We start from the raw sequence: 21,332 nt of genomic DNA, 5'->3' as shown, positions 1-21,332 counted from the left end.
TTTTGCTAACTAAGCGCATTACTGTGAGGCTCTTATAAAAATTCTAAATGGTATTCGTTACCTTTTCGATTAAGTCAGCTGGAAAGTTCATTCTCGTCATCAGCTGCTCAGTCATTTGTCGTTTTCGACTTGTATTATTATTAGTGATAACCCAAAACGGAGTACTTGGAATCGCTTTAGGTTTGGTTGTATTGCCATTTGCCAGCAGTGTTTGTTCATTATCAGCAAAATAAACACGCTTGCGACCTTTGACCTGTGTCGCTTCCGAGAAGCTCGCTGGGTTAATGCGATGCAATGTTGATAGTACCAACATAAAGCGATCGATTGCTTTTTTTAAGCCTGCAAATTCATCTGATATCAGCAGCGAACGCATCTCTTTAATGCTATCAACGACTGGTGCTTTTTCCACATCTTTACTAACGACAATACCTTTAGGCTCAACGGGTGTTTTATGTTGGACAACCGGAGTCGCAGCATCATTTTCAATTAGAAGACGACGTAATATATCCGACGCGCTCTCACCTATATGCTGAGTCTGGCTAGCAATATAACGGTATAGTTCTTCATCAACCTCAATTGTTTTCATTCGCTTTTCACAATCTCTATGTTTAAACTCTTGGGGATTATAGCGAGATCTTTGCTGATACTCTACGTCAAACCAATCATGAATAAGATAAAAATGTCTCAACTACTCAACTATAAACTCGAAGGCTCCGGCCAAACTCTCGTTTTACTCCATGGCTTGTTCGGTAACTTAGATAATTTGGGGCTTCTTTCTCGTGATCTCGTCGATGATCATCAAGTTTTAAGCATCGATTTACGAAACCATGGACTCTCCTTTCACTCTGAAGAACATAATTATCAGAGCATGGCCAACGATGTCTTAAAGCTCCTTAACCACCTAAATCTCTCAGACGTTACTCTTATTGGCCATTCAATGGGTGGAAAAGTCGCGATGAAAGTTGCCGACATAGGTCGTCAGAAAATTAAAAAGTTAGTCGTCTTGGACATGGCACCTGTTTCTTACAAAGTCCATCGTCACGAGAACGTACTCAATGGCTTACAAGCCGTAATTGATGCAAAGCCGGCTAGTAGAAGTGAGGCTATGGGACTTCTTTCCGAACATATAGAGATTGATGGTGTAAAACAGTTTTTGAGTAAGTCTCTCTATCGTCAAGAAAGCACGATGCTTTGGCGTTTCAATGTTGAGTCTATTCTTACCAATTACTGGGAAATTCTTGGCTGGCACCCTATCTCACCAATTGAAACACCGACTCTATTTGTAAAAGGCGCACAGTCTGATTACTTGCTCTCAGAGCACCAACCCCAAATACAACAGCAATTTCCAAACGCCAAAGCTCACATTATTTCGAATACCGGTCACTGGCTTCATGCAGAAAAGCCCAAAGAAGTGCTTCGCGTGATTCGAAACTTTATATAGGTTGTTTTATCTATTTGAACTGAGATCTTGGTAAATAGCATCCATTAACATTAACGTTTAACAATGGTATAGTGCGCGCAAGTAAATTGGCATAAAGGGAAATCATGCTCTACGACTATATGAACATACTCGAGTCTATTGGCTTAGACTTACTTTTTGCATCTGTCTTCTTCCTCATTGGTATGGCGATAAAAGATGTTCTCAAACAGGGTAATGTTCCACCATTTGGGCGTCGTATTGTATGGCTAGTTCTGTTCCTTGGCTGTGCTGGATTCATCACTAAAGGGTTGATCCAAATTAGCTGGGAAGGTACGGGACTAGGGTAAACACCATCTCATTGTCACCCGATTAAGATTAATATTTAAGGTAATGATTCTATGGCAAGTGTAGGTATCTTCTTTGGTAGCGACACCGGCAACACTGAAGCTGTTGCAAAGATGATTCAAAAGCAACTAGGTAAACAACTAGTTCACGTTCAAGACATTGCAAAAAGCAGTAAAGAAGATATTGATAACTTTGATCTGCTTCTTCTTGGTATTCCTACTTGGTATTACGGTGAAGCTCAATGTGACTGGGATGATTTCTTCCCTGAATTAGAAGGCATTGATTTCTCAACTAAACTCGTTGCGCTATTTGGCTGTGGCGATCAAGAAGATTACGCTGAGTACTTCTGCGATGCTATGGGTACCATTCGCGATATCGTAGAAGCTAAAGGCGGAACAATCCTTGGCTATACACCGACTGAAGGTTATGAGTTCGAAGCATCAAAAGCTCTAGTTGAAGGCGATGAAAGTCAATTTGTTGGTCTATGCATCGATGAAGACCGTCAACCTGAACTGACTGACTCACGAGTAAGCGCATGGGTTTCTCAAATCCACGAAGAGATGTGTTTAGCTGAACTCGAAGGTTAATCACTTCTGTTGATTATCAAAAAACCTCCACTCTTGGAGGTTTTTTATTGTTCTTTTTTCGTTGATGGTTACCCACAACCTACTCACTCCGAAACTTTGGTTTTTTTCTTACGTAAAGCTTTCGCTGCACCTCAGAAACAATCTCACCATTTTTATCCTTAACGTGAATAACAAATTCTGGAAAGCATTTATCTCCATTCATCGTCGCCTCGAAGATTGAATCTAGTTGAGGCTGTGAAATCATGAAGTCAGCGTATAGGTCGCTACCACCAGGCTTGATAAAGCTAATGCTCGCCTCTTTGTCCCAAACAAAATACTGTTCACCTAATATACCCATGAGCATTAACGAGTAAACTGGATCAGTTAGCGAAAAAATACTGCCTCCATACTGAGTTCTGTTAGCATTCTTATTCCACCATCTAAGCTTGAGTTTCATGCTAACTTCTCTGAAGTCATCACTGATTGACAGAATCTTAATGCCAGGGCCCCAAAATGGTGGCCAAATATTAAGGGCAAACCTAACTATTTCTGGCTTATATACTTTTGATAAAAATGCGTCCATGCCGATGCCAACTTCGCTATAAGTGACTTGAATTGTCACATAAAGGATACTGGTCGGATATGTTTAATGGCTATTTTTGCAACGTTTATCATGCATTCGTAATAACCCTTTGAACTTGACGGTTTATTGTTGAGGGACAGTGCCTTATAATAATAGGAATATTGGATTCTGTTACGACCGCAGAGCATCAACAGGAAAGTATATGTCAGACAATAACCAAGCGCTAAAAAATGCGGGTCTTAAAATAACCCTACCAAGGCTAAAGATTTTAGAGATACTGCAACAACCAGCTTGTCAGCACATCAGTGCTGAAGATTTATATAAAAAGCTGATCGATCTTGGTGAGGAAATTGGTTTAGCAACGGTTTACCGTGTTCTTAACCAATTTGATGACGCTGGTATCGTAACCCGCCATCACTTTGAAGGTGGAAAATCAGTTTTTGAACTATCGACTCAAGAACACCATGACCATTTAGTTTGCCTAGATTGCGGAACTGTAATCGAGTTTGCCGATGACCTTATTGAAGAACGCCAAAAGGAAATTGCAAAGAAATTTAATGTCGTACTCACTAACCACAGCCTTTATCTCTACGGTAAATGTGCGAGTGGCGACTGTAAAGACAGAGCTGACGCTCATAAAGCTAAATAGAGTTTTAAGCAGAATGAAAAATGCCAGCATATATATGCTGGCATTTTTATTGTTGGGTATTTAGCGAAAGTACGAGCTTAGCCAGCCCAAGTATCACGTAAACCAACCGTGCGGTTAAACACTAAAGCATCTGCACTCGAATCTTTAGAGTCTACGCAGAAATAGCCAGTACGCTCAAATTGATAGCCTTCCTCCACTTTAGCCGATGCTAAACTAGCTTCTACAAAACCATTCATCTTCACTAGTGACTCAGGGTTAATCGTCTCAGAGAAGTTATCTTCTGCTGCTGGGTTAGCAACCGTAAATAAACGATCGTATAGACGAATCTCTGCAGGCAATGCTTTATCAGCAGAAACCCAGTGAATAACGCCTTTCACTTTACGGCCATCAGATGGATTCTTACCTAATGTTTCATTATCGTAAGAACAGAAAATCGTCGTGATATTACCTTCAGCATCTTTCTCAATACGTTCTGCTTTGATCACATAAGCACCACGTAGACGAACTTCTTTACCTAAAACCAAACGCTTGTATTTCTTGTTTGCTTCTTCACGGAAATCGTCTTGCTCAATCCAGATTTCACGCGTAAATGGAACTTCGCGAGTACCCATCTCTGGCTTATTTGGGTGATTAGCAACGGTTAACGTTTCAACACTAGCATCATCAAAGTTTTCAATAACAATTTTGACGGGCTCAAGAACAGCCATTGCACGAGGGGCATTTTCATTAAGATCATCACGAATACAAGACTCTAGTGAACCAAACTCAATCATATTCTCTTGCTTGGTAACACCGATACGCTTACAGAATTCACGAATTGAACCAGGAGTAAAGCCACGACGACGTAGGCCAGAAATCGTAGGCATACGCGGGTCGTCCCAACCTTCAACAAGATTGTCTACAACAAGTTGATTAAGCTTACGTTTAGACATCACCGTATATTCTAGATTAAGGCGACTGAATTCATATTGACGAGGCTGACACTCAATAGAAATATTGTCCAAAACCCAATCGTATAAACGACGGTTGTCTTGGAACTCAAGCGTACAAAGAGAGTGGCTAATGCCTTCAATTGCGTCCGAGATACAGTGTGTAAAGTCATACATTGGGTAAATGCACCACTTATCACCTGTTTGATGATGATGAGCAAAACGTACACGGTAGATAACTGGATCACGCATCACCATGAACGATGAGCTCATGTCGATCTTAGCGCGTAGACACGCAGTTCCCTCTTTGAAGTCACCGTTACGCATTTTTTCGAATAGCGCTAGGTTCTCTTCAGGGCTACGATCGCGATACGGGCTCGCTTTACCAGGCGCTGTCAATGTGCCGCGATATTCACGGATCTGCTCAGGGCTTAATTCATCAACATAAGCTAAGCCTTTATTGATCAGTTCTACAGCGTAATCGTAAAGAGTGTCGAAGTAGTTTGATGAATAGCAGATATCACCAGACCAATCAAAGCCTAACCAGCTTACGTCATTCTTAATAGACTCAACGTATTCAACATCTTCTTTTTCAGGGTTTGTATCATCAAAGCGTAGATTACACTGTCCCTGATAGTCCTGAGCAATACCGAAGTTCAAACAGATGGATTTAGCGTGTCCAATATGCAAATAGCCATTCGGTTCCGGTGGGAAACGAGTATGCACGCTAGTGTGTTTGCCATCCGCTAAATCTTTATCAATGATCTGGCGAATGAAATTCGATGGACGAGCCTCAGCTTCAGTCATCTATAGCACCTCAATATTGTTTAGTATTGTTCAGAATATATAGCCGCTCATGATCCACAATTCTGGACCTTTACACAATAAGAACTCGCACTAAATTATCAATTAGTCATCGATTCGATGAACATTAGAGCGATCTTCATTCAAATCTAGCGAATCTAAATATTCGCGTAGGCACAAAAAAGCCTCCCATATAGGGAGGCTTTCAATTTTACTTACTTGTCGTAATTATCGACTAAGGAAGTTTAACTTCAGATAGGTCTTCACCAGCACCGATTGCTTTCATTTCGCCAGCAACGATTTCAGCTAGTGGGCCTAGGATAACTTGAAGGTTGTTTTCACCAAGTTTCACAACACCTTTAGCACCTAGCTTCTTAAGTACTGCTTCATCAGCGATAGAGCGGTCTTTAAGAGTTAGACGTAGACGTGTGATACATGCGTCGATAGACGTTAAGTTATCGTGACCACCTAGAGCTTTTAGGTATTGACGTGCAACGTCACCTTTTGGAGCGTCACCAGCAGGAGCAGCTGCTTCGTCATCATCTTCACGGCCAGGCGATTTAAGGTTAAATGCGCGGATTGCGAAGCTGAATGTGAAGAAGTATAGAGCACCGAATGCTAGACCAATCAGTAGTAGTACGAATGGTTTAGTTGCTAGACCCCAGTTCAATACGAAGTCGATAAGACCAGCAGAGAAACCGAAACCGTGTAGCGTACCAAACATGTTAGCAACAACTAGAGATAGACCAGTAAACACAGCGTGCATTGCGTATAGAGCAGGAGCTAGGAATACGAACATGAACTCTAGAGGCTCTGTGATACCAGTTAGGAATGAACAGAATGCTACAGAGAATAGTGCACCACCAACTTGGCTGCGTTTCTCAGCAGGAGCTGCTAGGTACATAGCAAGAGCTGCACCAGGTAGACCAAACATCATTACAGGGAAGAAACCGTTCATGAACACGCCAGCGCCTTTATCGCCACCGAAGAAACGGTGTAAGTCGCCAGTTTTCACTACGTCAGTTACTTCTTTAACAGTTGCAACGATTTCTGGATTTACTGAGTTAGCAAATTCAAATGTGTACTCTTGATTAACAACAAGCGTTTTAGCAAGTGCAGGGTCAATACAAAGTTGAGTGAAGCCTTCAGCTGCAACGATGATCTCTTGACAAGAGCCCATGCCGAACCAGAAGTAAGAGTTCAATACGTGGTGAAGACCAACAGGGATAAGTGCACGGTTAAGAGTACCGTAAACGAATTGGCCAATTGCGCCTGAAGTAGAAACAGCGTGAGCAAGAGTATCTAGACCAGATTGAACAGCGGGCCATACAACACCAAAGATTGCACCAGCAACTAAAGCAAACAGACCAGCCATAATTGGAACTAGACGCTTACCAGAGAAGAATGCTAGCCACTCAGGAAGACGTGTTACGTGGAATGCATTGTAAGAGTGTCCAGCGATGATACCTGCGAAGATACCGCCGAAGAATGACATATTTACACTTGCGTCGATGTTTGTTGCTGTTGCAGTCAATACAAAGTAAGCAACTGCGCCAGCAAGACCTGCTGCACCGTTACCGTCTTTAGAAAGACCGATAGCTATACCCAGACCAAACAACAATGGTAGTTGGCTGAAGATTGCGTTACCAGCTGATGCCATGAATGCGATATCTAGTAGATCTGGTTGACCCAGACGTAATAGCAATGCCGCGATTGGCAGCGTTGCGATAGGCAGCATTAGAGCTTTACCTAACTTTTGCGCGTATCCAAGAATATTCACCTTAAGTTCCCCCTATAGGATTTAATATTTTATGCGAGCGACTTATTTCGGTCACTCAATTTAGTCGCTTTCAGTTTATGACATTAATTTTGCTCCGCAAATTAAAACCTTATCATTTGTGATCCTAATCACCAGAAATCACCAAATACCAAGGTTTTTGCTAGCTAGATCATAAAACTTATTTTACAATTCAAAAAAATGGAAAAATAACGTTAATATTTCTGTGTTCTTAACATTCTATGTATATAGCTCAGGGCAATAGAACAAAGGGTTTTAATCGCTTTTTAAGATGCGACTTAATGCAAATTAACGCATTAAATATAAAGCACCTGCAATAGATACGCTCCGTTATTTCACACCGTTTGCTAACTAAATTTCCAACCTAATTGAACGACAAAAAAGAAGTTTACCTTAACCAATTTGTTTTCAATTAAGTTCAATAAAATTTACATAATTTCAAACTATAAGGATTAGCTAATCATGTATGCGCTAACGAATTGTAAAATCTTTACCGGCAGCGATGTGCTTGTTAATCATGCCGTTATTATTAACGAAGGCCTGATCGACACGATATGCCCACTATCAGAATTACCGTCGGGGATCGATACTAAAGATTTGCAAGGCGCAAACCTAAGTCCTGGCTTTATCGATTTGCAACTAAATGGTTGTGGCGGCGTCATGCTGAACGATGAAATCACGGCTGATACAATGCAAACGATGCATCTAGCTAACCTTAAATCTGGCTGTACCAGCTTTTTACCTACGTTGATCACCTCTTCTGACGAAGACATGAAGAACTCAATTATCGCGGCACGTGAATACCACGAGAAGTATCAAAACCAATCTCTAGGTCTTCACCTTGAAGGTCCATACCTAAATGTTCTAAAAAAAGGCATTCATAGCGTTGATCACATTCGCCCATCAGATGACAGCATGATTGACCTCATCTGTGACAATGCTGATTTGGTCACTAAAGTTACATTGGCTCCTGAGAAAAATAAGCCAGAGCATATAGAGCGCCTTAAAAAAGCAGGGGTTGTGGTCGCCATTGGTCATACTAATGCAACTTACGCTGAAGCACGTCAAGGGTTCGATTCTGGTATTACCTTTGCAACTCACTTATTCAATGCCATGACGCCAATGGTTGGTCGTGAACCAGGTGTTGTTGGTGCTATTTACGATACGCCTGAAGTCTACGCTGGAATCATTGCTGATGGTTTTCACGTTGACTACGCCAACATCCGAATTGCTCACAAAATTAAGGGTGAAAAGCTCGTATTAGTGACCGATGCCACAGCTCCGGCAGGCGCTGAGATGGATTACTTTATTTTTGTCGGCAAGAAAGTATATTACCGTGATGGCAAGTGTGTTGATGAAAACGGCACACTTGGCGGCTCTGCACTGACTATGATTGAAGCAGTTCAAAATACAGTAGAGCATGTCGGTATCGCTTTGGATGAAGCTCTTCGTATGGCTACGCTATACCCAGCTGCAGCAATAGGTGTTGATGACCAACTTGGCCGAATTAAAAAAGGCATGGTCGCTAACCTAGCTGTTTTTGATAGAGACTTTAATGTTCAAGCGACTGTTGTTAACGGACAATACGAGCAAAATTAATAATGAATGGCGGACAAATAGGTAACGTAGATTTAGTTAAACAACTAAATAGCGCAGCAGTATATCGACTTATCGATCAGAAAGGCCCTATATCTAGGATACAGGTTGCTGATGTTAGTCAACTAGCACCCGCAAGTGTTACCAAAATCACCCGTCAACTTCTTGAGCGCGGCTTAATTAAAGAGGTCGCGCAACAAGCATCAACCGGTGGACGCCGAGCAATATCTTTAACCACCGAAGTGGAACCTTTCCATTCCGTTGCGGTAAGGTTAGGCCGTGATTACGTACAATTTAGCCTATATAACTTAGGTGGTAACGAGCTCGTGACTGAACATCATGAGCTTCTTTATACCAATCAAAACGAACTTACCGATGGCTTGGTTAAGCATTTAAGTCAATTCATCGACAGCCACCGTTCGATTACAAACCAACTTATCGCAATTGGCATTGCCCTACCCGGGTTAGTCGATCCTGAAAAAGGGATCGTTGAGTACATGCCAAATACCGACATTGATAATTTACCGCTTGGTAGCATTATCAAAGACAAGTTTAATGTTGAGTGTTTTGTCGGCAATGATGTACGTGGCATTGCACTTGCTGAACACTATTTTGGTGCTTCAAAAGACTGCCAAGACTCCATTCTAGTCAGTGTTCATCGCGGTACTGGTGCCGGTATTATAGTGAACGGCCAAGTTTTTCTTGGTTTTAATCGAAATGTTGGTGAGATCGGGCACATTCAAATCGATCCACTCGGTGAACAGTGTCAATGTGGCAACTTTGGCTGTTTAGAAACAGTCGCTTCAAACCCTGCAATCACAGATCGTGTGACTAAGCTAATCGCACAAGGTTATGAATCTAGCCTGACTAAACTAGATAGAGTCACTATCCAAGATGTTTGTAAGCATGCTAACTTAGGTGATGAACTCGCAACTCAAAGTCTTGTTCGGGTTGGCAATCAGCTAGGTAAAGCAATAGCAATCACCATCAACTTGTTTAACCCACAAAAAGTGATCATTGCTGGTGACATTACCGCTTGTGAAGATATTCTTTTCCCTGCGATCCGTCGTAATGTTGAAAACCAATCTTTAACGACATTCCATCGCTCATTGCCAATCGTCGCTTCGTTAGTCGATAATCAACCGACTATTGGTGCCTTTGCAATGATCAAGCGCTCGATGCTAAACGGGGTGTTGTTACAAAAACTATTAGAAGATTAACGTCATTAGTCACTACTCAAAGTGCAACTAATTGATGTACACTTCAAGGCTGTGATTTCTCACAGCCTTTTTGCCATCTAGGATAGCTACCAATCATATGGAAATTATATTTATTACCACTGCGTTCATCGCAGGCTTTTTAGCACTTAAATGCAACCTCCCCCCACTTGTTGGCTTCTTATTAGCAGGATTTGCTCTTCATGCTTTTGGCTACCAAACCAATGAAACAATCATTACATTGGCCGATCTCGGTGTAACCCTGCTTCTTTTCACCATTGGGTTAAAGCTAGATGTTAAGATTTTATTGTCCAAAGAAATATGGGCAGGAGCAACGGTTCACAACCTTCTTTCAACACTATCTTTTAGTGCCGCATTGCTCGTTTTTAAATTTCTTGGTGTCTCTAGCCTCGCTAATATTGCGCTTGAACAAATTGTCCTTCTCGCTTTCGCACTCTCCTTCTCCTCAACAGTTTTTGCGGTCAAGACACTGCAAGAAAAAGGTGAGATGAACTCAACTTATGGAACACTCGCGATTGGTATTCTTGTTATGCAAGATATCTTCGCGGTTGTGTTTCTAACCGTATCGACTGGAAAAATCCCTGAATGGTATGCCATTGGACTCTTCGCCCTTCCTCTGTTAAGACCGCTGTTTTACCGCTTACTTGATAAAGTTGGTCATGGTGAAATGCTAGTCCTTTGCGGCATTTTCATCTGCTTAGTTCTTGGCGCAGGGTTATTCGACTTAGTCGGCATTAAGGCAGACTTAGGCGCACTGCTTATTGGCATGCTGCTAGCTGGGCACAAAAAAGCCTCTGAGCTCTCTAAATCGCTCTTTAACATTAAAGAGCTACTACTCGTCTGCTTCTTCTTAAATATTGGGCTATCAGGTCAGCCGACCATGTCAGCTATTGGGCTCTCTCTGCTATTTATGCTCATTCTGCCGATTAACGGTGCTCTATATTTCTTAATTCTTAATTCCTACAAATTCAGAGTTAGAACCTCACTACTCACATCTTTATCCCTATTGAACTTTAGTGAGTTTGGTCTGATTGTTGGCGGTTTGGCTTTCAGTCGAGGCTGGATTTCTAGCGATATTTTAGTGGCTCTTGCACTCACGGTATCGCTATCTTTTATAATCGCTGCACCAATCAATAGAAAGGGCCATGAGCTATACCAACGCTCTGGTCGCTGGCTAAAAGAGCATGCTGCCGAGAAACTTCATAACCGTGACCAACTGATCAACCCGGGCAACGCTCAAATATTAATTCTTGGAATGGGCCGAATCGGATCTGGTGCTTATGATGAGCTCATTACCCGTTATGGGAAAATAAGCCTTGGTGTGGAAGTCAAAGAAGAAGCGGCTTTAGAGCATCGTTCAGAAGGAAGAAATGTGATTTCCGGCGACGCGACAGACCCGGATTTCTGGGAGCGAATTCTAGATACCGCTAATGTAAAGCTCGTGTTGCTTGCTATGCCACACCACCAAGGTAATCAAATTGCATTAGAGCAACTTCAATCCCGTAATTACCAAGGACAAATTGCCGCTATTGCTGAATATTCTGACCAACTGGATCTATTGGTCGAACATGGTGTTGATGCTGCATTTAATATTTATAATGAAGCAGGCAGCGGTTTTGCTCGTCACGTTTGTGAAAAATTAGAGCCTAGCTTTATCACAGTAGACGAGGCCTCTACTCAGCATTAGTCTCGTTAATCAACGCGAGGTACTCTGTATCTCGCGTTTATTGTCTACCACACCCTCACCCATTAGAAAAAATCTACCACAAACACCATTAAAGTGAATGATTTCCATCCACACGCGCTATTTCTCATTTTCTTTCTCTTTAACTGTTGCTTTTCTTAACCAAAATGGCAAATTGCTATTAACAGGTTAAACATAATTTAAAAGGAAGTTGTATGTGTTCAATATTCGGCATATTAGATATTAAAAGCGATGCAAGTGCGCTTCGTCCAGTTGCGTTAGAGATGTCTAAAAAATTACGCCACCGTGGTCCCGATTGGTCAGGGATTTATGCTTCAGATAACGCTATTTTGGCACACGAGCGTCTAGCCATCGTAGGGCTAAACAGCGGTGCTCAACCTCTCTATAGCCACGATAAAAAACACATACTTGCAGTAAACGGCGAGATCTATAACCACAAAGAGATCCGTGCTCGTTACGAAGATAAATACGACTTCCAAACAGATTCAGATTGTGAAGTTATCTTGGCGCTATACCAAGAGTACGGTTCTGAGCTTTTAGAAGAGCTAAACGGTATTTTCGCATTTGTTTTATACGATGAAGAGAAAGACCAATACTTAGTAGGTCGTGACCATATTGGTATCATTCCTCTTTATCAAGGCTATGATGAGCACGGTAACTACTACGTTGCGTCGGAAATGAAAGCGCTTGTGTCGGTTTGTAAAACGGTCAGTGAGTTCCCTCCTGGCAGCTACTACACCTCTGGCGACTCTGAGCCACAGCGTTACTACACAAGAGACTGGAACGAATACGCAGCAGTACAAGGCAACTCAACCAGTAAAGAAGACCTTACGGAAGCGCTTGAAGCCGCCGTTAAGCGTCAATTAATGACAGATGTACCTTACGGTGTATTGTTATCTGGTGGACTAGACTCATCGATTACTTCAGCCGTAGCTAAACGCTTTGCCGCAATGCGTATCGAAGATGATGGTCAATCTGAAGCTTGGTGGCCACAACTACACTCATTTGCTGTTGGTTTAGAAGGCGCACCAGATCTTATCGCAGCTCGCGAAGTTGCGGATCAAATTGGCACGGTTCACCATGAGATGACCTACACAATTCAAGAAGGTCTTGATGCAATCCGTGATGTTATTTATCACATTGAAACCTACGATGTAACGACGATTCGTGCCTCTACACCTATGTACTTGCTAGCAAGAAAGATCAAAGCTATGGGTATTAAGATGGTTCTTTCTGGCGAAGGCGCTGATGAAATCTTTGGTGGTTACTTATACTTCCACAAAGCGCCAAACGCTAAAGAGTTCCATGAAGAAACCGTTCGTAAGCTGTTAGCACTGAACATGTTCGATTGCGCTCGTGCAAACAAGTCTTTAGCAGCATGGGGCGTTGAAGGACGAGTACCATTCTTAGATAAAGAGTTTATCGACGTTGCGATGCGTTTAAACCCTGAAGACAAAATGTGTGGCAACGGTAAAATGGAAAAACATATTCTACGTGAATGTTTTGAACACTACTTACCTGAAGCTATCGCTTGGCGTCAAAAAGAGCAGTTCTCTGATGGTGTTGGTTATGAGTGGATCGATACACTAAAAGCAACGGCCGATGAGAAGGTGACTGATAAGCAGATGGAAACAGCAGCATTCCGTTTTCCATACAACACGCCTCAAACAAAAGAGGGGTACGCTTACCGTGAAATCTTTGAAGAGCTATTCCCGCTAGAGTCAGCAGCTGAGTGTGTACCTGGTGGGCCATCTGTAGCATGTTCATCTGCGAAAGCAATTGAATGGGATGAGTCATTCCAAAACTGTGTTGACCCATCAGGTCGTGCGGTTCAAGCTGTTCATAACGATTCGTACTAATTAATGTAGATAGAGCCATCATTAACTAAAAAAGGCACCTAAAGGTGCCTTTTTTATTTTTATCAATGGGTTAAGTCGAACTAAAATGTAATCAATTCAAATCTAAATCTTTATTATCAATACTAATAGGGACTACTTTACTGATCATTTTGACCAATAATATGGATCTTAACTCACCATCTGACTCTTGATAAATTGCGTCAATACCTGAGAATTGGCCACCAACAACACTTACCGCTTCCCCTTTTAGAGGTAAATTAACAGCTTCGATCTCATCGTTCTCTTGCTCAAGCTTTTTGAGGGTGTATATCAAATCCCCTTGAACTTCTTGAGGCTGACTCCCTAAGCGGACGAAATCAACCACACCACGGGTAGAACGAACTGTTGTAAAGGATGGTCCTGCTTCAAAATCAAAACGTACAAACATATACGATGGAAAAAGTGGCTCTTTTTTAATTGTTTTCTTACCACGAGTTATTTTTTCCAACTCTACCTCAGGATAAAAAACCTCAACAGCTTGATTTTCGAGATGTAGCTTCGCACGCTTCTGATCACCTCGTTTACAATATAAAAGATACCAACGTTTCATTTCTTTAAACCAACTTCTTGTTACCAAATCAAATCCATCGATACTATATGCTACAGGCCTATCTTCTTCCACCAACATATTTACCGCCTTGGGTGAAAATGGGCTAATTAAGTAGCATCTAGCGCTTCATTCCATAAAATTTAAGCTAACCGCCCTGCTACTACCTTAGGCAGTGCCTTTTACAAGCTCTTTCATCATTTCAATATGTTCATCATCGTCATTTAGACAAGGGATGTAATTAAACAGTTCGCCACCAGACTCTTTATAAATCTCTTGGCATTCTTGAGCGATCTCTTCAAGCGTCTCTAGACAATCGACCGAAAAAGCCGGTGAAATTATATCGAGAGATGCATACCCTCTCTTAGGCAACTCCTCTAGCGTATCCTTTACATAAGGCTTCAGCCACTCCTCTCGACCAAATCGAGATTGATAGGTCATGCCTATCTTATCTTCTGGTAAGTCTAACGCCTTCGCAAGAAGCTGCGTTGTCTGCTCACAGTGGAGCGGATAGACATCGCCATTATCGGCAAAACGCTTAGGGATCCCATGGTATGAGCAAAGTAAGTAGTCACTTCTGCCCTTTTCTTCCCAAGATCTCCTGACCGATTGAGCGAGCGCTTCGATATAAAGTGGGTGTTGCTGATAACTAGAGATAAACTGATAGCTAGGAACGACAGTCAATTTAGATAACGCAGCGCCAAATGCATCAGATACAGCCGCAGTCGTAGTTCCTGAATACTGAGGATAAAGCGGCAGTACCGTAATACTGTCCACTCCTCTTGCTTGCAAAGCTTCTATGCCAGATTGAATGCTAGGACTGCCGTAGGTCATGCCCAACTCGACAGGCATGTCTAACGCCTTCTCTAGCTTAACGGCTTGACGCTGTGAATAGACCATTAAAGGCGAGCCACCCTCTTGCCATACAGCTTGATACAGTTTTGCGACCTTAGGGGCCCGGAAGGGAATAATGACCCCTTTTAATAGCGGGTACCAAATAAGACGAGACATATCGACAACTCGACTATCGAGTAAAAATTGACTTAAAAATCGTTTAACTTCGACGGTTGTCGCTTCTGTAGGTGTGCCAAGATTAACGAGTAATGCACCTTGTTGATGTCTCTGAGTCATGATGTCCTATCTGATAGTTTTTATAGCTAAGTTATTAAAAAAGCGACCGAAAAAGGTCGCTTTAAATATAACAAATTCTTAAGAATGCAGTTAACGATTTATGCTAAAGCTTTCTCAATGTCAGCACTTACTTCGCCAACTTGCTTAGTGCCATCAAACTTAAGGTACTTAGTGTTACCAGCTTCAGCTTCTTTACCGTAGTACTCGATAAGTGGCGCTGTTTGCTCATGATATACACCAAGACGTGCACGAACAGTCAATTCTTTGTCGTCATCACGAACAACTAGATCTTCACCTGTTACATCATCCTTACCTTCCACTTTAGGTGGGTTGAATGTTGTGTGGTAAGTGCGACCAGAAGCTAGGTGAGCACGACGACCCGCCATACGCTCAACAATTACAGCGTCAGCAACATCAAATTCGATCACGTAGTCAACTTCTACACCCATCTCTTTCAAGCCATCAGCTTGAGGGATAGTGCGTGGGAAGCCATCTAGCAAAAAGCCTTTCTCACAATCAGCTTGAGCAATACGCTCTTTAATAAGACCTAGAATGATTTCATCAGAAACAAGTTGGCCTGCATCAATTACGGCTTTCGCTTGCTTGCCCATTTCAGTGCCCGCTTTGATAGCAGCTCTTAGCATGTCACCCGTTGAGATTTGTGGAATGCCATACTTTTCCATGATGAATTGAGCTTGTGTGCCTTTACCTGCACCTGGAGCACCTAGAAGGATGATGCGCATGTTTGTTCCTCTTTAGATAAAAATTGATTTATACCGAAGCTCACTGTGGCACTAAATAATAAACTCACGTGATTAAGCCCAAGCTTATAACTTTATTGCCTTAAGCAACGATAAGTTTCGGTATAACGTATTAAAACAATATCCCTTTGTCATGAATACCAATGCTTATAGCCTGTTATTCTGCCGGGCATATTAACATAATTTTTGACGTTCGATCCGATTTACGACTAAAGAATGGCTCTAGACGCAACCGTTACCCTACAAAAGGAGTGGAATAACTTCTATTTCAGCGATTTTAACCAATAAAAATAAAAAAGCCCGCCTAGGCGAGCTTTCATACTGATTATGCTATTACACTTTAGTCAAAAGCTTGTTGATCGCGCCTACAAACTGAGACGGATCTTCCATTGAGCCCTTCTCTGCAAGCATTGCTTGACCAAGAAGAACTTCAACCCAACCACCGAACGCTTGTTCATCAGCCTCATCAGCCATGCGCTTAACAAGATCATGTTGAGGGTTAAGCTCAAAGATGTACTTTACTTGAGGCGCTTCTTGGCCTGCCGCTTCTAAAAGCTTCGCCATTTGAGTGCCCATCTCAAAGTCATCAGTAACGACAACCGCTGGTGTATTTGCCAACTTGAACGTTGTGCGAACTTCTTTTACACGGTCACCAAGGTAAGCTTGAGTACGCTCTACAACAGACTTGAACTCTTCTTCTGTCTCTTTTTGTTGTTCTTTCTCTGCTTCATCGTCAAACTTAGTCAGATCAAGACCTGCTTTGGTGATTGATTGGAACTGCTTACCATCAAATTCAGTCAGGTAGTTCATTAACCATTCATCGATGCGGTCAGACATTAAGATAACTTCAATACCCTTCGCTTTAAATTGCTCTAGGTGAGGACTGTTTTTCGCAGCAACATAGCTATCAGCTGTCAGGTAATAAATTTTATCTTGCTCTTCTTTCATGCGTTCAACATAAGAAGCAAGGCCAATAGTTTGATCCGAAGATTCAACTTCTGTCGATGCAAAGCGTAGTAGACCCGCTACTTTCTCTTTGTTTGCATGGTCTTCAGCAGGCCCTTCTTTTAGTACTAGACCGAACTCTTTCCAGAAACTTTGGTACTTCTCTTCTTCGTTTTTAGCTAAACGCTCTAACATTGTTAGTACACGCTTAGTACAAGCGTTGCGTAGAGACTGTGTTACTTTGTTATCTTGTAAAATTTCACGAGATACGTTCAGCGGAAGATCGTTAGAGTCGATAAGACCACGAGTGAAACGCAGGTATGAAGGCATGAACTGCTCTGCGTCATCCATAATGAATACACGCTGTACGTATAATTTAAGACCTGACTTGTGGTCACGGTTCATCATATCCCAAGGTGCTTTTGCTGGGATGTAAAGCAAGCTTGTGTAATCGTTCTTACCTTCAACTTTATTGTGGCTCCACAGTAGAGGATCCGCAAAGTCGTGAGAAACATGCTTATAGAACTCTTGGTACTCTTCTTCCGAGATGTCAGACTTATTACGAGTCCATAGTGCTTGAGCTTTGTTTATCTGCTCCCACTTTGTCTCTTCTGTCTCTTTGCCTTCTTCGTCTTTCACTGTCGTTAAGATAGAAACTGGAATGCCAATATGATCTGAATACTTGCTAATGACCTCACGTACACGCCATTCAGAAAGGAACTCTTTTCCTTCATCGCGCATATGTAAAATAATATCGGTACCGCGTGTTTCTTTGGTGATGTCTTCAATCGTGTAATCACCTTCGCCAGCAGAGTGCCATTGAACAGCCTGATCGGATGCTAGACCTGCACAGCGAGTACGAACAGTAACTGCATCAGCTACAATAAATGCAGAATAGAAGCCCACGCCAAATTGACCGATAAGCTGTGAGTCTTTACCTTGATCTTCAGAAAGCTTTGAGAAGAAATCTGCAGTGCCCGATTTAGCTATCGTACCTAGGTGTTCAATAACGTCATCACGAGTCATACCAATGCCGTTATCAGACACAGTTAATGTATTTGCTTTTTCATCAAACGATAACTTAACGCCTAAGTCAGCATCACCAGCGTATAAGCTTGAATCTGAAAGCGCTTGGAAACGAAGTTTGTCTGATGCGTCAGAAGCATTCGAAATAAGCTCTCGTAGGAAGATTTCTTTGTTTGAATACAGAGAGTGAATCATTAGGTGAAGTAGCTGTTTTACTTCAGATTGAAAGCCACGCGTTTCTTTATTGCTTGTTGCCGTATCGCTCATATTAGCTCCGTGATTCGGTATATTTCATTGATTGATTTACATCCCTATAGAGGGCGCATTGATAGTTAACATGAGGATGACAATTGTAAATTCAAGGTCAAAAATCATAAAAACACTGTTTTTTTTATGATTTTTGTTTATCCTAGGCGCGAAACTTATCAAAGAAACTAAAGCCATTCATTTGATGTTTCATTCATTGACATTCAAACTGAGCGTTTACCCCCAACAATTTGTATAAATAAGAAGAGTCCAATGAGCAATATAGGCACAAAGTTTATCCTCGCAGACCGGTTTACTTTTGACCCGAATAACAACTCATTAGTAGATCAAGAAAGTGATACTGATCTAGTTCGATTAGGTAGCAATGAAAGCCGTATTCTTTTGTTACTATGTGAGCGACCAAACGAAGTGATTACTCGTAACGAGTTACATGAATTTGTTTGGCGAGATCAAGGTTTTGAAGTGGATGACTCGAGCCTAACTCAAGCGATTTCAACGCTGAGAAAAATGTTGAAGGACTCAACAAAATCACCTCTGTTTGTAAAAACAGTACCAAAGCGCGGCTACCAACTGATCTGTTCGGTTGAACTCACCACCGCTCTAGCTGGCGCTAAAGATACCTTTTCGACTGCTGTTGACGATACCCCCGTAGCTGAAATTACAACACCTATTTCAGACAGCGTCGCTAACGAATCCCCTGACGATAAGGCGATACCCCGTATTGAGCCTAACTTCAAAGTCGCTAAGCCAACAAGATTCATTACCAACCTTTTATTAGCTATTGCTGTTTTCCTACCTTTGGCTGTCACATTATTTACAACGCCTAGTGAGACTAAGTTTAGAGAACTCGCTACGTTTCAGGATGTTCCTGTTATGACACCAATGAACCACCCAGAAATGGGGCAATGGTTACCTTCTCTTGAAGCGTGCGTTAATAATTATTTAGAAGTACACAACGGTGAGCTAGTACCAAGTCAGATTATTGCCACCGGCGGTCAAAATGATCAGATCGTTTTGAACTACATTCATAACATAGAAAGCTCAGCCAACAACAAGAGCGTTCGTATCATTTGGAATAACCCTAATATCAAGAAGGTGTGTAAGTAATGGATAAAATGATGACTCAAAAAGTCGCTGCCATAATTCTTGCAGCATCGGTTATATTTAGTAGCTGGTTATACTGGGGAAGTGACCTTAAAGTGGAACAGGTTCTTACTTCTCATGAGTGGCAATCACGAATGATCACAGAGATCTCTCACACAGTTGAGGATTCTGTCGGACCATTACGACGTGCTGAAGTAAACTCAAACGTTAAGTACCTGCCAAACGGCACATACATTCGCGTGTCTCTTGTTCGACTTATGGTCGAAAATAGCGATGCTGAAACGATGATTAACATATCAGAAACGGGTGAATGGGATATCAGTGATAACTATTTATTAGTTTCACCAAAAGAGTTTAAGGATGTTTCATCGGCACAGACCAAAGACTTTACTGAAGATCAATTAAAGCTCATCACCCAACTATTCAAAATGGATGCTCAACAGAGTCGCCGAATTGACATCGTCAACGATAAAACGCTGCTACTGACTAGTCTGAGTCACGGTTCAACGGTATTGTTTACCAATTAAACAATTATGACTATTAGCAGTTAGAGGGAGACGATTGTCTCCCTTTTGTTTTTAGACTAAGCAAGCCTGAGAAGGATCTCAATGAACATTTTCGATGCTTCCATTCTTTTTATTGGGTCACTCATTGCCAATACCCTAGCCTCTCTGTCTGGAGGTGGCGCAGGATTACTCCAATTCCCTCTGCTTATTTTTCTAGGTCTGCCCTTTTCTATCGCTCTTGGCACCCACAAAATCGCCAGTGTTGCGTTAGGGCTTGGCGCTGCTTACACCCATATAAAAAATAAGACATGCAACCTTCGACTTGCACTCTTCATTACGATTACTGGTTGTTTCGGCGTCATTCTTGGCGCCAATGTTGTGTTACTAATTCCTGAAGCTATTGCAACAAAAACACTTGGTGTAATGATTTTGTGCTTAGGTATATATTCCCGCCTAAAAAAATCGTTAGGTCACATTGAAGAACCCACCAACCGAACACCCATCGGTTTTTTTATTGGTGCGCTAGGACTCTTCACAATAGGCATTATTAACGGTTCATTGACGGCGGGATCTGGTTTACTGGTTACTCTATTTTTAGTTCGCTGGTTTGGTTTAAGCTATAAGCAATCCGTCGCTTATACGATGTTGTGCGTGGGAATCGTCTGGAATGGTATTGGCGGAATGAGCATTGCAGCGGCAGGCGCGCCCATTTATTGGCAATGGATCCCAATTCTACTGCTCAGCTCTTTTTTAGGGGGCAGTATTGGCGCTCACATCGCTCTAAAAAGGAGTAATAAAACCATCAAGGTTTGCTTTGAGATCCTAACGTTTGCGGTTGGTATCAAGCTCGTTATCTAAATAATGCAGTCACCAAACGTGACTATCCAATTAAACGAGCTTGGGTTAGGAGTTTACTCTAAATAATCATAAATGATGTTAACATGTGCATTTACACGCTGATATTACATCACCTGAAAAACTAATCACTTGTAACTCACCGTCAGAATACAAACCATAACTTGCCGGATGACCATCTCTTGGAAATGTAACCGAGCCTGGGTTAAACAAGATAATACCATCATCTTTTTCAGCGACTGGGATATGGGTATGTCCAAATGCCATAAGATCATTAATCTTTAATGGTGGACGCTTTGTTGAGTTATATAAGTGCCCATGGGTGATAAACATTCGTTGCCCTGACTCTAATAACAGCCATGTATAGTCTGTCATCATTGGAAAGCTCAGCAACATTTGATCCACTTCGCTATCACAGTTTCCTCTCACTGCAATGATCGAATCGGCATACTGATTGAGCAGCGTCGCTACATCAGCAGGAGCATAGCCCTCAGGTATAGGGTTTCTTGGCCCATGATTAAGAACATCCCCTAGTAAAACTAAAGTATCTGCACCTGACTGTTCAAATTTTTCTAATACTCGTTGAGTCGCAGGCAAGCTTCCATGTAAATCGGATGCAAAAAATAATTCCATTGATATCTCTCCTCAAATAATATGAG

The 21,332-nt window shown here is 41.9% G+C and carries 20 protein-coding genes; 11 read left to right on the top strand and 9 right to left on the bottom strand.

Translation table 11 applies throughout. The features are described from left to right. Positions 1-43: 43 nt before the first annotated feature. Positions 44-586: a replication initiation negative regulator SeqA gene (seqA, locus tag L4D20_RS22375; RefSeq protein WP_428803793.1), complete on the bottom strand. Its 543-nt coding sequence runs from the start codon at positions 584-586 to the stop codon at positions 44-46. A 93-nt stretch (positions 587-679) separates the two neighbouring features. Here seqA and L4D20_RS22370 point away from each other — a divergent pair, with 93 nt between their 5' ends. The 3 genes from L4D20_RS22370 (at position 680) to fldA (ending at position 2,352) form a co-directional block, all read left to right on the top strand. Then, positions 680-1,441 carry an alpha/beta fold hydrolase gene (locus L4D20_RS22370; protein ID WP_428803792.1) on the top strand — a complete coding sequence of 254 codons (762 nt, stop codon included), beginning with the start codon at positions 680-682 and terminating at the stop codon, positions 1,439-1,441. A gap of 104 nt (positions 1,442-1,545) precedes the next feature. After that, a complete protein-coding gene (locus L4D20_RS22365; protein WP_428803791.1) occupies positions 1,546-1,767 on the top strand; it encodes a DUF2788 domain-containing protein in 222 nt (73 codons plus the stop codon). A 51-nt stretch (positions 1,768-1,818) separates the two neighbouring features. Then, a complete protein-coding gene (fldA, locus tag L4D20_RS22360; RefSeq protein WP_428803790.1) occupies positions 1,819-2,352 on the top strand; it encodes a flavodoxin FldA in 534 nt (177 codons plus the stop codon). 79 nt (positions 2,353-2,431) lie between these two features. Here the strand turns inward: fldA and L4D20_RS22355 are convergent, their stop codons facing one another. Beyond that, complete coding sequence (locus tag L4D20_RS22355; protein ID WP_428803819.1) at positions 2,432-2,914, bottom strand: DUF4442 domain-containing protein; 483 nt, start codon at positions 2,912-2,914, stop codon at positions 2,432-2,434. 202 nt (positions 2,915-3,116) lie between these two features. On the opposite strand from L4D20_RS22355, the gene fcrX reads away from it, so the two are divergent. Then, the gene (gene fcrX, locus L4D20_RS22350) at positions 3,117-3,563 is read left to right on the top strand and encodes a ferric iron uptake transcriptional regulator FcrX (protein ID WP_428803789.1); all 447 of its coding nucleotides are present in this window, start codon (positions 3,117-3,119) and stop codon (positions 3,561-3,563) included. A 77-nt stretch (positions 3,564-3,640) separates the two neighbouring features. Here fcrX and glnS read toward each other — a convergent pair whose 3' ends face one another. Together glnS and nagE are read right to left on the bottom strand one after the other, a co-directional pair. Further along, the gene (glnS, locus tag L4D20_RS22345; RefSeq protein WP_428803788.1) at positions 3,641-5,299 is read right to left on the bottom strand and encodes a glutamine--tRNA ligase; all 1,659 of its coding nucleotides are present in this window, start codon (positions 5,297-5,299) and stop codon (positions 3,641-3,643) included. Between the two features lie 232 nt (positions 5,300-5,531). Next, positions 5,532-7,076: an N-acetylglucosamine-specific PTS transporter subunit IIBC gene (gene nagE, locus L4D20_RS22340; RefSeq protein ID WP_428803787.1), complete on the bottom strand. Its 1,545-nt coding sequence runs from the start codon at positions 7,074-7,076 to the stop codon at positions 5,532-5,534. A 480-nt stretch (positions 7,077-7,556) separates the two neighbouring features. Here nagE and nagA point away from each other — a divergent pair, with 480 nt between their 5' ends. The 4 genes from nagA to asnB all read left to right on the top strand — a co-directional run bounded on the left by nagA (position 7,557) and on the right by asnB (position 13,492). Then, the gene (nagA, locus tag L4D20_RS22335; RefSeq protein WP_428803786.1) at positions 7,557-8,693 is read left to right on the top strand and encodes an N-acetylglucosamine-6-phosphate deacetylase; all 1,137 of its coding nucleotides are present in this window, start codon (positions 7,557-7,559) and stop codon (positions 8,691-8,693) included. Between the two features lie 2 nt (positions 8,694-8,695). Then, the gene (gene nagC / locus L4D20_RS22330) at positions 8,696-9,910 is read left to right on the top strand and encodes a DNA-binding transcriptional regulator NagC (RefSeq protein ID WP_428803785.1); all 1,215 of its coding nucleotides are present in this window, start codon (positions 8,696-8,698) and stop codon (positions 9,908-9,910) included. Between the two features lie 97 nt (positions 9,911-10,007). Then, a complete protein-coding gene (locus L4D20_RS22325; protein ID WP_428803784.1) occupies positions 10,008-11,615 on the top strand; it encodes a cation:proton antiporter domain-containing protein in 1,608 nt (535 codons plus the stop codon). 212 nt (positions 11,616-11,827) lie between these two features. After that, positions 11,828-13,492 carry an asparagine synthase B gene (asnB, locus tag L4D20_RS22320; RefSeq protein ID WP_428803783.1) on the top strand — a complete coding sequence of 555 codons (1,665 nt, stop codon included), beginning with the start codon at positions 11,828-11,830 and terminating at the stop codon, positions 13,490-13,492. A 91-nt stretch (positions 13,493-13,583) separates the two neighbouring features. Here the strand turns inward: asnB and rfaH are convergent, their stop codons facing one another. The 4 genes from rfaH to htpG all read right to left on the bottom strand — a co-directional run bounded on the left by rfaH (position 13,584) and on the right by htpG (position 18,208). Continuing rightward, on the bottom strand, positions 13,584-14,081 hold the full coding sequence (gene rfaH / locus L4D20_RS22315) for a transcription/translation regulatory transformer protein RfaH (protein WP_428803818.1): 498 nt from the start codon (positions 14,079-14,081) through the stop codon (positions 13,584-13,586). 165 nt (positions 14,082-14,246) lie between these two features. Continuing rightward, positions 14,247-15,209, bottom strand: a complete 963-nt coding sequence (gene hemH / locus L4D20_RS22310; protein WP_428803782.1) for a ferrochelatase — start codon at positions 15,207-15,209, stop codon at positions 14,247-14,249. A gap of 98 nt (positions 15,210-15,307) precedes the next feature. Further along, on the bottom strand, positions 15,308-15,952 hold the full coding sequence (adk, locus tag L4D20_RS22305; RefSeq protein ID WP_428803781.1) for an adenylate kinase: 645 nt from the start codon (positions 15,950-15,952) through the stop codon (positions 15,308-15,310). A 351-nt stretch (positions 15,953-16,303) separates the two neighbouring features. Continuing rightward, positions 16,304-18,208, bottom strand: coding sequence for a molecular chaperone HtpG (gene htpG, locus L4D20_RS22300; protein ID WP_428803780.1), 1,905 nt, complete (start codon positions 18,206-18,208; stop codon positions 16,304-16,306). Positions 18,209-18,460: 252 nt separating this feature from the next. On the opposite strand from htpG, the gene L4D20_RS22295 reads away from it, so the two are divergent. The 3 genes from L4D20_RS22295 (at position 18,461) to L4D20_RS22285 (ending at position 20,676) form a co-directional block, all read left to right on the top strand. Then, positions 18,461-19,315, top strand: coding sequence for a winged helix-turn-helix domain-containing protein (locus L4D20_RS22295; protein WP_428803779.1), 855 nt, complete (start codon positions 18,461-18,463; stop codon positions 19,313-19,315). An 11-nt stretch (positions 19,316-19,326) separates the two neighbouring features. Further along, the gene (locus tag L4D20_RS22290; protein ID WP_428803817.1) at positions 19,327-19,839 is read left to right on the top strand and encodes a regulatory protein ToxS; all 513 of its coding nucleotides are present in this window, start codon (positions 19,327-19,329) and stop codon (positions 19,837-19,839) included. A gap of 81 nt (positions 19,840-19,920) precedes the next feature. Further along, entirely contained in the window at positions 19,921-20,676 is a 756-nt protein-coding gene (locus L4D20_RS22285) for a sulfite exporter TauE/SafE family protein (RefSeq protein ID WP_428803778.1), read from the top strand. A gap of 78 nt (positions 20,677-20,754) precedes the next feature. Here the strand turns inward: L4D20_RS22285 and yfcE are convergent, their stop codons facing one another. Then, positions 20,755-21,306, bottom strand: a complete 552-nt coding sequence (gene yfcE / locus L4D20_RS22280; RefSeq protein WP_428803777.1) for a phosphodiesterase — start codon at positions 21,304-21,306, stop codon at positions 20,755-20,757. Between the last annotated feature and the right edge of the window lie 26 nt (positions 21,307-21,332).

Source organism: Vibrio kyushuensis (assembly GCF_050337325.1).
GTDB classification, from domain to species: Bacteria; Pseudomonadota; Gammaproteobacteria; order Enterobacterales; family Vibrionaceae; genus Vibrio; species Vibrio kyushuensis.
The sequence above is the reverse complement of the archived record's forward strand: the minus strand, read 5'-3'. Positions and strand labels throughout refer to the sequence as shown.